At 49.2% G+C, this 11,369-nt stretch carries 19 protein-coding genes; 17 read left to right on the forward strand and 2 right to left on the reverse strand.

Annotation, left to right across the window (positions count from 1 at the left end; all coding sequences use genetic code 11):
* Positions 1-21 precede the first annotated feature (21 nt).
* The gene (locus tag RIN67_RS02945) at positions 22-516 is read right to left on the reverse strand and encodes an ImmA/IrrE family metallo-endopeptidase (RefSeq protein ID WP_024746594.1); all 495 of its coding nucleotides are present in this window, start codon (positions 514-516) and stop codon (positions 22-24) included.
* Between the two features lie 12 nt (positions 517-528).
* Positions 529-996: a helix-turn-helix domain-containing protein gene (locus RIN67_RS02950; protein ID WP_024746595.1), complete on the reverse strand. Its 468-nt coding sequence runs from the start codon at positions 994-996 to the stop codon at positions 529-531.
* Between the two features lie 290 nt (positions 997-1,286).
* Between RIN67_RS02950 and RIN67_RS02955 the strand changes: the two genes are divergently transcribed.
* From RIN67_RS02955 to RIN67_RS03035, 17 genes are all read left to right on the forward strand, one after another.
* Positions 1,287-1,496, forward strand: coding sequence for a hypothetical protein (locus tag RIN67_RS02955; RefSeq protein WP_024746596.1), 210 nt, complete (start codon positions 1,287-1,289; stop codon positions 1,494-1,496).
* A gap of 2 nt (positions 1,497-1,498) precedes the next feature.
* Positions 1,499-1,756, forward strand: coding sequence for a hypothetical protein (locus RIN67_RS02960; RefSeq protein ID WP_024746597.1), 258 nt, complete (start codon positions 1,499-1,501; stop codon positions 1,754-1,756).
* 29 nt (positions 1,757-1,785) lie between these two features.
* On the forward strand, positions 1,786-1,941 hold the full coding sequence (locus RIN67_RS02965; RefSeq protein ID WP_158422964.1) for a hypothetical protein: 156 nt from the start codon (positions 1,786-1,788) through the stop codon (positions 1,939-1,941).
* 82 nt (positions 1,942-2,023) lie between these two features.
* Complete coding sequence (locus tag RIN67_RS02970; RefSeq protein ID WP_162832737.1) at positions 2,024-2,170, forward strand: hypothetical protein; 147 nt, start codon at positions 2,024-2,026, stop codon at positions 2,168-2,170.
* Positions 2,160-2,411 (forward strand): hypothetical protein, encoded by a 252-nt coding sequence (locus RIN67_RS02975; protein ID WP_024746598.1) that lies wholly within the window; start codon positions 2,160-2,162, stop codon positions 2,409-2,411. Before RIN67_RS02970 ends, RIN67_RS02975 begins: the two co-directional genes overlap by 11 nt.
* 174 nt (positions 2,412-2,585) lie before the next feature.
* Positions 2,586-2,819 (forward strand): hypothetical protein, encoded by a 234-nt coding sequence (locus RIN67_RS02980; protein WP_313826046.1) that lies wholly within the window; start codon positions 2,586-2,588, stop codon positions 2,817-2,819.
* Positions 2,809-3,669, forward strand: a complete 861-nt coding sequence (locus RIN67_RS02985; RefSeq protein ID WP_024746599.1) for a DUF1351 domain-containing protein — start codon at positions 2,809-2,811, stop codon at positions 3,667-3,669. Before RIN67_RS02980 ends, RIN67_RS02985 begins: the two co-directional genes overlap by 11 nt.
* 1 nt (position 3,670) lies before the next feature.
* The gene (locus tag RIN67_RS02990) at positions 3,671-4,441 is read left to right on the forward strand and encodes an AAA family ATPase (protein ID WP_024746600.1); all 771 of its coding nucleotides are present in this window, start codon (positions 3,671-3,673) and stop codon (positions 4,439-4,441) included.
* Positions 4,374-5,732 (forward strand): DEAD/DEAH box helicase, encoded by a 1,359-nt coding sequence (locus RIN67_RS02995; RefSeq protein WP_024746601.1) that lies wholly within the window; start codon positions 4,374-4,376, stop codon positions 5,730-5,732. Before RIN67_RS02990 ends, RIN67_RS02995 begins: the two co-directional genes overlap by 68 nt.
* A gap of 18 nt (positions 5,733-5,750) precedes the next feature.
* On the forward strand, positions 5,751-6,347 hold the full coding sequence (locus RIN67_RS03000; protein WP_313826045.1) for a DUF669 domain-containing protein: 597 nt from the start codon (positions 5,751-5,753) through the stop codon (positions 6,345-6,347).
* A 12-nt stretch (positions 6,348-6,359) separates the two neighbouring features.
* Entirely contained in the window at positions 6,360-8,690 is a 2,331-nt protein-coding gene (locus RIN67_RS03005; protein ID WP_313826044.1) for a phage/plasmid primase, P4 family, read from the forward strand.
* 360 nt (positions 8,691-9,050) lie between these two features.
* On the forward strand, positions 9,051-9,251 hold the full coding sequence (locus RIN67_RS03010; protein WP_313872941.1) for a VRR-NUC domain-containing protein: 201 nt from the start codon (positions 9,051-9,053) through the stop codon (positions 9,249-9,251).
* Between the two features lie 3 nt (positions 9,252-9,254).
* Positions 9,255-9,629, forward strand: a complete 375-nt coding sequence (locus RIN67_RS03015) for a hypothetical protein (protein ID WP_024746605.1) — start codon at positions 9,255-9,257, stop codon at positions 9,627-9,629.
* A 103-nt stretch (positions 9,630-9,732) separates the two neighbouring features.
* Positions 9,733-10,062 carry a hypothetical protein gene (locus RIN67_RS03020; RefSeq protein WP_313826042.1) on the forward strand — a complete coding sequence of 110 codons (330 nt, stop codon included), beginning with the start codon at positions 9,733-9,735 and terminating at the stop codon, positions 10,060-10,062.
* Positions 10,063-10,064: 2 nt separating this feature from the next.
* On the forward strand, positions 10,065-10,550 hold the full coding sequence (locus RIN67_RS03025; RefSeq protein ID WP_024746607.1) for a DUF3310 domain-containing protein: 486 nt from the start codon (positions 10,065-10,067) through the stop codon (positions 10,548-10,550).
* A gap of 7 nt (positions 10,551-10,557) precedes the next feature.
* Positions 10,558-10,770 (forward strand): hypothetical protein, encoded by a 213-nt coding sequence (locus RIN67_RS03030; RefSeq protein ID WP_024746608.1) that lies wholly within the window; start codon positions 10,558-10,560, stop codon positions 10,768-10,770.
* Positions 10,760-11,287 carry a hypothetical protein gene (locus tag RIN67_RS03035; protein WP_024746609.1) on the forward strand — a complete coding sequence of 176 codons (528 nt, stop codon included), beginning with the start codon at positions 10,760-10,762 and terminating at the stop codon, positions 11,285-11,287. The genes RIN67_RS03030 and RIN67_RS03035 overlap by 11 nt, the downstream gene beginning before the upstream one ends.
* Positions 11,288-11,369: the final 82 nt, after the last annotated feature.

An 11,369-nucleotide genomic window follows, 5' to 3' on the forward strand; every position in this document is an offset into this window, starting at 1 on the left:
CCTCATCATACCGGACTTAAATCATTTGACAACGCTTTCAGGGTAAAAATTAATGGTGTCACTGATTACTACCTTGTACCCCTTATAGGTAGACTCTTCGCCTAACTGGGTTTTAAAGTACTCAATCGCATTTTTTAAAAAATCGACCGGGACATCCAGCTCATCAGCAATTTCATAGTCGTACTGCAACCCCATCTGGTAGCAGTGGAGTAAGTCATCCATGCTGATGATGGTCTTATAGGCCAATCGGCGCGCCTGCAGCTCCTGCTTGCGATTGCTGAGGTCTTGCTGGTCCAAGATGACGCCCACAGTGGTGAGGGCGTGCATGAATTCCTCAGTGAGGATGACGCGCTTGTCGATTTCCGGCTGGTCAGCCTCTAAGAAGATGTAGGGCTTTTTGTCGCGGACCCGGAAGGTCCCATACGTGCCAGTCTTTTCCCTGAGATGAGGTACTTCGATGATCGCGGCGTACTGGCTAAACGCCGCAATCAGCTGTTCTAACTTACTTAGGACCATATACAGACCACCCTACTTTTTCTTTTCGTACTCATCGATGATGCCGTCAAGCGTCTCAGCAATTTTCTTGGCTTCAGCCTTATCTATATGATGGCTAGGGTCAGCTTGATGGGCTGCAAGAGTGTCTGGCTGGTCAAAGCTATCCTGATCTTCTACCTGAGCTTGAGTGTAAGCGTAGACCCGTTGCTTGTGGGCATCATCTAACTTAGCGACTTCCTTGGCAAGCTGGGCGCCAAAAATGTCACTCACTAGGGATGAAAAGGTGGCTTCCACAGCGTGAGGCTGGTCGGAACGGCCCAGGAGGTAGTCAGTGGTCACGTCAAAGTAATCAGCCAGCTCAATGACCTTCTTGGCGCTTGGGTTAGATCGCTTCAAGCGATACAGGGTATTGAGCGAGTATCCAAGGTGCTTTTCGACGTCGTTAATCGACTCGCCACGTTTTTCAGAAAGTTTTTTGATTCTGTCAAAGACTACTAGCATGGGCTTTCTCCAATCTTCTTTTAAAACTTTTGACTAAAACTATTGACGTTTTTACACAAATGTTTTAATATCGTTCTTGTAAGGTAATTCGATAAGCATTCTGATGACCGAATTGTTACGGTTATGAGAGGAAATCCTCCGTCAGACGGCTGTTAAAGCCCTTTGTTTAGGCTTTTTAACTATGCTTTAATTTTAAAATATTTGACTAAAATAGTCAATGTTTTCTAACTGATATATTAAATAGTTGTTGAAATGCCTTACGAAAAAATAACTGAAAGGAGGGGGGGCAGATGCCAACCACATTAGCAGGACGTCAACTCATCCGGGAATACTTGGACGAAAACGACATCTCAATCACCAGCCTGGCGACCACCTTTGGCGTCGGCAAGATGTACATGGCCCAGGTCCTGAGCGGTTCACAGAGCTCACCATCAGCCAACGCACTGGTGCTGAAAATCATCGAAACTTTCAAAATTCGGCCTAAAAGTAAGGAGGGGTAATCGTGGATGACTTACTAAACAGCTTGACCCGCCTCTTCCGTCAGGCCTACGAGCAAGGCGTAGAGGATGGCCGCAAGGAGCGAGATCATCGCTTCATCAAGCGGGCAGAGATGCAGGGTGAATTCGGCATCCCGGTCGACACTTTCGACTCGGACTTCCGCGGTAAGCCGGGATTTCCGACCTACAGATTTGGCACTGCAGAGCGGTACTACATCCCAGCAGTCAGTCAGTGGATTCTTGAGCACCAAGAACGCAATTAAAATCCTAGCCGGGTAGTGGAGGTGAAGAGATGACGCGAGAAATTGCTGAGATGAAAGCACTGTGGAAGGACCTGATGACCCCAGTATACCGGTGGTTCGAGCTACCGGATGGAGATGAGAAATGGGCCGACTGGTCAGCAATGTTTCTGGTAGGAATCATCATTGTTGATCTGGTGGTGATGTAGTTGGAAACAGTAATGATTTTTGTCTTTGTTTTTGGAATTGGTTTACCCATTCGATTGGGTTACGAAAGGTGGAAAAATAATCATGACAAATAAAGAACTGGCAGCACACTGGCGTGCTAAGTTAATGCGGACGCCGGCGAGTTACCAAGCGTTAGCAACCTACCGTTTTCAGCAGTGGGAGAAATTTGCAAACTTAGCTCATGAGGAGGAAAAACACCATGAAAATTGAAATTGACTTAGACACCGTCCTTACCAAGGTAGCGGACCGGATGCAGGCCAGCGAGCTTGTACCGGAGGAATTCAAGGACCAACTCATCCACGACGTGGTGAGGGTGGCCAAGGATCAGGCTGAAAGAGACCCAGAGAAGTGGGCCAACGCCATGGCGGGGGACATCGCTGACATGACCATCCGCAAGATGCTTCAGGAGTGTGGGCCGCTACTCGGCTTCCTGCGGGCAGCCAGTCACTAGAAAGGAGGTGGGAGTATCATTCACACACGAACCCTGGCCGACCTGGTCTATACGTATCCTAAGCATCACTGGCTCGCCAAGCTAGTCGACCGCATCAAAAAGGCCAGCTACCGCAAATAGCTGACCTGAACAAAATATATTTCAAGTGGATTATACCACGGAAAGAGGGTTGAAATGAAACCATCTAAAATTACTATCACCAATGTACGAGATGATGAACCAGATATGATGTTCAGTGCTGAGCACATTACGCCAGACGATATTATTACTGGCTTACTAACGAATGCGGCTATTGTTAATCAGAAATGTGATCTAGACCTTGATGATTTTCTACATGCCGCGATCCAATGCTATAACGGTTCAAACGGTGCTGAATACGGCGAAGAGGTGACCCCGAGTGACAACTAAACCTGAGTTAACTCTGCCTGATTATCGGGTGGAATATCTACCAACAATCATCTCAATTCAAAACTACGAACAACTGCAACAAACCGTCAATGACTATGCTAATAAATTCAACAACATGGTCGTGACCGACGCCACGGAAAAGGATGCCAAGAATATTCGGGCAGAACTTCGCAAGGTGTCTGCCGCGTTGGACGATCGCCGGAAGGAAATCAAAAAAGATTTTAACCGACCTTATGATGATTTTGCCGAAAAAGTCAATATTCTACGGTCGAACCTAGATCAGGCCATTATCCCTATCGACAGAGGGTTAAAGGAATTGGAAGAACAGCAACGACAAGAACGGTTGGTTGGAGTCCAAAATTTAATTGATGAAATGGCTCCGAACTACGGCGTTGAATCAACGGAGATTAAAGTTGATCCTACTTGGCTGAACAAGACCATCAGTAAGAAAAAGATAGTTGATGGGATTGCTGGGACCATGGTTTCCATTAAGAAAGCCAAGGATAAGTTAGCGACTGATATTTTAACTATCACCAAATATGCTGAGGTTCAAAAAGTAGACCCATCTGGTTGGGTGGACCAACTCAAGCAAGGACAGGATGTCGATTACCTGATGGCCGCCATTGACGCACAGGTCAAGCGCAAGGCCGAGAAACAACGACAATTAGAAGCCGAAGCGGCTGAAGAACAGACCCATCAAGAGACTCGCGGGGATGCCATCGTGGATACCAACACCGGGGAAGTAGTCTCACACCAAGTCACTCTGATGATCACGGCGACAATTCCCCAGATGGAGATGCTCAAGAGCTTCATGGACGCCAACCGCATTGGATACGAAAGGGTGAAGTGATATGGAGATTCAACACGCATCAGACCTCAAGCGGGCCCAGGACTTCAGCGCCCTGATTTACGCCCAGCCGGGAACCGGGAAGACGTCGACCCTGCGCTTCCTGCCCGGGAAGACGCTGGTCATCGACATTGACCGTACAACCAACGTTTTAGCGGGAGCCCCAAACATCGACATTGTGAAGCTAGACACCAAGCGTCCACTGGAGGGAGCCCGTCAGCTACTGGCGGAAATTGCCAAGAGCTACCGAGGAGCCTACGACAATATTGCCGTTGACAACCTCAGCGAGTTTGAGCACGCGTGGTTAGGTGAGAAGGCCAACGCGTCGAAGACCAAGCAGGGGGCGGACATGGGAGTTCCTCAGATGAACGACTACAATCAGTACGGTTTTTACCTCCCAGACATGATTCGGTATATTAACTCATGGCCGGACATCAACAAAGTCTACACGGCCTGGGAGACCACCCGTCAAATCGAATCACCGAGTGGTCAGACCTTCAACCAATTCATGCCCGATATTCGGGAAAAGGTTCTCACCAACGTGATGGGGCTAATGAACCTGGTCGGACGGATGGTGGTTTCCAGCAAGACCGGTCAGCGAGGGTTTATTCTGCATCCGTCCAACGCGGTGTATGCAAAGAACCAACTGGACGAACGTAAATTTGCCCTTCCGCAGGACCTTTTTACAAAGATTGGTGGTGATGGGGATGTACCAACTGCACCCGTACCAGGCAAAGCTGGTGAGCCAGGCCCGGGCGGCCCTAGCAAGGGGTAAAAAAGCGGTTCTCCTGCAAAGTCCGGCTGGATCCGGTAAATCGGTCATGATTGCGGAAATCGCGCGTTTAGCGGTCGCTAAGGGCGGTCAGGTGATGTTTACGGTTCATCGCAAGGAATTGGTGAACCAGATTCGGCAGTCCTTTCGCGAAAACGATGTGGACTTGTCCCAGTGCACCATCTTGACCGTGGGAAAAATTGCTCACCGACTGAGTGTTCTACCGCGGCCGACCCTGATCATCACCGACGAGACCCATCACAGCCTGGCACGGACTTACCAGAAAATCTACGACTACTATGCCGGCATCCCCCGACTAGGCTTCACGGCTACCCCATGGCGGCTCAACGGAAAAGGACTGCATGACGTGTACGATGCCTTGATTATTGGTCCAAAAATTGACTGGCTGATTGAGCATCACTATCTGGCACCTTATGAGTACTACTCGGTGAAGCTGGTCGACGAAGATAAACTTAAACGGTCTAGCACCGGGGACTACACTAGCAAGTCAATCGATGAGGCTGTGGGCCGGACCATCTTTGGGGATGTTGTGAGGACCTATCAGGAGAAGACGTCAGGCCAGCAGGCGATTGTCTATGCTCACTCAGTCGAGTTCTCCAAGGAAGTCGCCCAAGCTTTTCGAGCTAGCGGCATTCAAGCGGCTCACGCCGATGCCAAGACACCCTCCAAGGAGCGTGAACGGATCATGACCAGCTTCAAGGACGGGTCACTCAAGGTGCTGTGCAACGTCGATTTAATCAGCGAAGGCTTCAACGTCCCGGATTGCTCGGTGGTCATCATGCTGCGGCCGACGGAGTCGCTGGTACTCTTCATCCAGCAATCGATGCGTTCGATGCGGTACCGGCCAGACAAAGTGGCGACCATCATCGATCACGTCGGGAACTACTTGCGCTTCGGTCTACCAGACGACGATCACCAGTGGTCACTGGCAGACCGTAAGAAGCGCAAGGGCAAGAAGGCCAATGACGCGCCACCCATTCGGACATGCGAGTTCTGCTTCGCGGTCATTCCAGCAGCATCGACGATTTGCCCCGTGTGTGGGCGAAAAATCGAAAAATCTGCTTCAGAGATGGAAACTGACAGCTCAGTCGAGTTGGAACGAATCCATGGTCACCTGGACATGAAGGCCGATTACAATTCAGTCCGCTATGCGCGGATGAAGCCTAGTGAGGCCGAGACGATGGAGGACCTGTACGGCATCGCGAAAGCACGCCACTACAAACCGGGATGGGCTTACTTCCAAGCCCGCTCACTTGGCTTGCTCAATAAATAAATTTAGGAGGAACACATCATGGCGAATGACTTTATGAACACAAACTACGCCAACAATACTAGCAGCAGCTACGATCCGCTACCGACCGGGACCTATGAGATGATCATCAACAAGGCCCAGGAGTCAGCGACCAAGAATGGGGCCGAGACTCTGCAGATTGACCTGCTGGTCCGCAATGACTTAGACAAGGTCCCAGGCCTTGCCAACACTAACGGCAAGTACCACAACCGCCACGTCTTTATGGACAATTGGAAGCGTAAGGCGACGAACCAATACGACTTAGACGGCTTCAAGTACATCCTCCAGGCCGCAGGAGTACCTGAAAATACGGCTATTCCAACGGTGGAAGACTTCATGAAAGCTATCACCGGGACGCCGGTCAAGGTGTACGTGAAGGCTGAGCAGGATACCTACAAGGGCGAGACTAGACTGGTCAACCGGGTGGCACCTTGGAACTTTGAAGTCAGCGATTACCCGCAGATTCAGCACGTTTACAAGAATAAGCGACCAGCTACTAAGCCAGCGCCACAGGCACAGCCAGCAACGAATACCGATGACCCGTTTGCAAATACGGGTACACCCGTAAACATTTCTGACGACGATTTGCCATTCTAAGGAGGCCCGCTGATGTATGAACGAATTCCCCAAGAACTCAAGTCCCTAAAGCAATGGGGGCTTTTCAAACTAATCTGGAAGCCCGAACGTAACAAGTACACCAAGATTCCTATTGATCCTTACACCGATCACGATGGGCGGTCGAACGACCCCAAGACGTGGGCAGATTTCGATACCGCGTTACAGGCGATGGAAGACCTGGGGATGGACGGTCTGGGGTTCTACTTTATCCCTCCTTATGTGGGAATCGACGTGGACCACGTTGGGGCCGACTTGGATCGTTGGAAGCGGGGCGACACCGATGACAACGAGGTTCAGCGATTCTTGACCATCACGAAGTCCTATGCCGAAACGAGTGTTTCCGGGACCGGCCTCCACATCATTGTGAAAGGGAGGATTCCGGGCGACCGGCGCCGGAAAGGATCAGTTGAAATGTACACGACCGGTAGGTTCTTCGCAATGACCGGTGAGCTGATTGGCCCCTATTCGGAAGTTAACGAGCCGGACCCGAAATTGATGCAACTCCTGTATGACCGCTACCTGAAGACCGACAACGTGGTGAAGCTCCCAAAGGACCAATTGCCACAGTTGAATGACCTCAGTGAGAGTGAAATCATCACCCGGGCCGAAAGTTCTCGGACGGGGCAACGGTTCAAGTTGTTCATGAATGGGGGATGGGAGCAGTTTTATACCAGTCAGTCGGAAGCTGACCTAGCGTTTGCCAACGATTTAGCGTTCTGGACCGGTCGGGACTTCACCAAGATGGACAGTATCTTTCGACAGTCGAGTTTGATGCGGCCCAAGTGGGATGAACGTCACGGAAAAACGAACTACGGGGTGGCGACGCTTAATAAGGCCATCAACGAGACCCACGATGTGTTTACCCAACGAAAGGCTCCGTTGAAATATCGGTTTGAGTTTGCCGAGAAGAATCAGCCTAAGAAAAAAGAGGTCCCGCCCCGTAGCTGGGACGACACTGGAAACGCTGACCGCTTTATGGATCATTACGGGGAGTTGCTGAAATATTCGTTTATCGATAAGAGCTGGATGGTTTACAACGGCAGCTACTGGGAGACCGACGAAACTGGTCAAGTCCACAGTTTGGCCGACCGCGTAATTAACGACATGAAACACGAAAAGTTAGTGGTCCCACCGGATAGTGACTTGACCGAAGAAAAGGCGATGAAGGCTTTCCAAAAGCACATTAAGCATTCGCGCTCAAACTCTGGGAAGAAGGCCCTGATTGATGAAATAAAGCATCGAGTACCGGTGCTCCATGGCGAATTCGACAGTGACAAAACGTTACTCAACGTAGCGAATGGTTACGTTGACCTGACCAGTGGGCTCCTCCACGAACACGACATCAAGAAGATGTTCTCACGACAAACACGGGTGGAATACACAGATACCATCGATGCACCGGAGTGGCAGCAGTTCCTGGACCAGATTTTTAACGGCGATCAAGAGCTGATTGAGTACGTGCAAAAGGCAGTGGGGTATTCCCTGACTGGCTCCACGAAAGAGCAAGTGATGTTCATTCTGTACGGGAACGGCCGGAACGGTAAATCCATCTTCATTGACACAATTGCCGATGCTTTGGGTAACTACGCCCGGTCGATGCAGGCCGATTCCATCATGGTCAAGCAAAACAAGTCCGCCGCTAATTCTGATATTGCCCGACTAGAGGGGGCACGGTTGGTCACTTCAAGCGAGCCGAACGACGGCCTCCGACTAGATGAAGGCCTGGTGAAGCAACTGACCGGTGGGGACACCGTAACGGCGCGGTACCTGTATGGAAAAGAATTTGAGTTTAAACCAGAATTTAAGCTGTGGCTGGCGACCAACCACAAGCCAATCATTCGGGGGACCGATGATGGTATCTGGCGGCGGCTCATGCTAGTGCCGTTTGCTGTGAAGATTCCGGATAACCGGGTGGATAAGGATCTAAAGTACAAACTCCAACGTGAAGAGGTCGGCATCTTAAATTGGGCAGTTGAGGGCGCACTGAAATGGCAACGAGAGGGCCTGAAAGCACCAGAGAGTGTGCAGCAGGCTAGCCGCGACTACCGTAACGAGATGGACGTGACTTCCGAGTTTTTGGAAGAGTGCTGTACGTTAGGTGAGCATGAGACCGTCCGGGCGGCCGAGCTGTATCGCCGGTATAAGAATTGGGCGAGTGATAACTCTCAATACCTGATGAACTCAACGAAGTTCGGTAAAGAAATGATGAAGAAGTTTGAGCGTAAACGTGACAATCAGGGGAATTACTATCTTGGTGTAAGCATGAATGAAATACATCAGCCTTTTGAAATCATTACACGGCACCCAAAGAAAGAAGTGTAGGGTTGTGCATACTTGTGTAGGGTAGTGTAGGCACATTAATCCCTTGGCACTAAAGGTTTGTGCATAGTTATGTATAGTTTTCTTGATATTAACGTATTAAGAAAATAAAAAAATAATATATAGAAAAGGGTGGTTTGTGACTACACTGCCTACACACCGTTACTAATCACTGATACAACGCGATTTGTTGGACGTGTAGGCCTAAATTTAACCATACACAGGCCTACACAGAATGGAGGCTACATTATCGAAAGTGAGCATAAGATTCAGACGGACATCATGCTGGCCCTATCGAAGAATGGTTTCACCGTTTTTCGGAGTAATGCCGGTAAGATTCGGACCGAGAACGGACAAATGATCATGCTGTTTCCACGAGGTTTCCCCGATCTTTGTGGGTTCCGGCATTCAGACGGACGATTCTTCTGCTTAGAAATTAAAAATGAGAAGGGGCGGTTGCGGCCTGATCAGAAGTTGTTTGCACAATTTATTAAATCTTTTCCAGTGTTGTACGGAGTGGCTCGTTCTGTGGATGATGCGCTGGGAATCGTTGGAGGTGATTGAATAGTGAAAGCTTGGATATGCTCAGCTTACGATCCCCTTGAAGGCGAATTAGCAATGGTTGCCTGGGGCGAAACGGCCGGCAAAGCCAAATCATCTGTTGTTGGAGATGAACGTCTAGGTGAAGCTGAGTTCTTAGAGATTAAGTGCAGGCGCGCCGCCTGGGCTGACGATATGTCCGAAATGCCGTGGGAGAAATTTGAGATTGAGAAGTTGCGACACGGCTGGAGCTGGTATTTACCCGATGGTCGGCTAGTGGATAGCAAAACGGTGCCGTTAATCGAGAAGTTTGGTGGGACAGTTTCCGAATTCTACAAAGCTTACGTAAAACACACGGCGCCACTAGGATACAGTGAGGACGGATTCTATGAGGAGAAATGACATGTCGGACAAAAATAGACTGATTGCCTTAGCCATTATCTGCTTCACGATTATTTCGGTAGCGATGATTGTGACGGGTTATCAGGGGTGAGGAGGTGTGACCATGAACCGAGCGCCGAATTATTTACTAATTCTACATGAGATTGAAGCTAAGTACGGGAGCATCTCAAAGGCACCTGAATCCGATGTAAACCGGGTTCAGAAAGCAGCAGGCGTTGTTTATGAGCCCAACAAGAAACCACTGTACGAACGTGGTAGGCACTGGCAAGCGTTTTTTGAAGGGCTAGACACAACGGAACTAACGTCGTATGAGATTCTTATGGCTGCCAGAAAGGATGAGAACCTATCGAAGAATCATCATATTTCAATTGGCACGGTTTACCATGTGATGAAGAAATACGGAATCAAGTACAGAAAAATGAGTGAGGTGTAAAAATGGACAAGCACTATCATGTAGCGACACATGAGGATATGGACGCGTTGATGCGTTATTTTGATGAACGCGGCTATGTGTGGGGGAGTGGTGAATCCCCCAGTAGTCGGTACCATTACAATTATGACATCGTTTGTGCGGATGATAGCGACCACACCTTAACGTGGATGCGTCATGACAATTTCGTAGAGTATCACCAAGATGAAACTTTAATCGAAACGTGCGCCCATGGCAATGGGATTGCTTTTGACGGTGTTTATTGCGCAATCAAAGATGACCACCCGTCCGCTATTCGTCCCGATTACTACAAACACGAAGGCCGTGACCTATTCGACCATTTCAGCGAGATGTTTACGACTCAGGAATTTCGCGGGTTCATGGTGGGCAATGTCATTAAGTACGTTATCCGGTACCACTCGAAGAATGGAGTGGAGGATTTACGGAAGGCTAGAACTTATCTGGATCGGTTAATTCAAAGTGAGGAGTGAGTAAGGAATGACGGAAGACCAAATTAAATTCAGAAAATTTCTGATTACTGTTTACCAGGATCAACGAAACGACATGATTCGCACTATTGTTTGGTTAGCTAATCACTTTCCGCATTTGCCACGTGAGGTGCACGCCGCTTATCTCCGATTATCATCTCCGGAGCGTAATGCCGTTATCCAAGAGGTCTGCATGATGGGAGATGTAGCCAATGGCGATTGAGCTGTCGGACAGTACCATCGATAAGTTGGTAGCCGGACTTATCAGCAGTGGACGCGACTTTGCTAAAAGTGAGAGTGAGCAACAGCTCCGCAACACGAAATCGCTACTCAAACACTACAAACTGCTGGAGAACCATATTCGAATTGATATGCCGACCATAGACGAGGACGTGCCACTGTCGAAGTACGAAATTAGTCTGTACTCTCTGCTGGGATACAGAGAGCGGTCTAAAGAGATGATGCAGTTTGTAGATCGTATCTTAGAGCGGTATCGTGATATCTGCACGGCTGGAACTTTCGAGGATGGTCGCCGATACGATGTAATTAAAAAGTTGTACCTTATTGACGGTACTTTGACACGATTGCAGTTGGCCGATTACTACAAGGTCGATGAAAAGACCATTCGGCGTGATGAGATGAAGGCCATTAACGACCTGTCAATCATGATTTTCGGCATAGATGCGCTGGACGACATGTCCAAAACGCGCCGAACAGCCGTCCACAAAAGCCCGAAGTAAAGGATTACTATGATAGTATGAAAAATATTTAGAGCGGTCCGGTCAGCCGCCCTCCAGACGCCCCTAGCAGTGATGCTGGGGT

This window comes from Levilactobacillus namurensis (genome assembly GCF_032197885.1).
Taxonomy (GTDB): Bacteria; Bacillota; Bacilli; order Lactobacillales; family Lactobacillaceae; genus Levilactobacillus; species Levilactobacillus namurensis_A.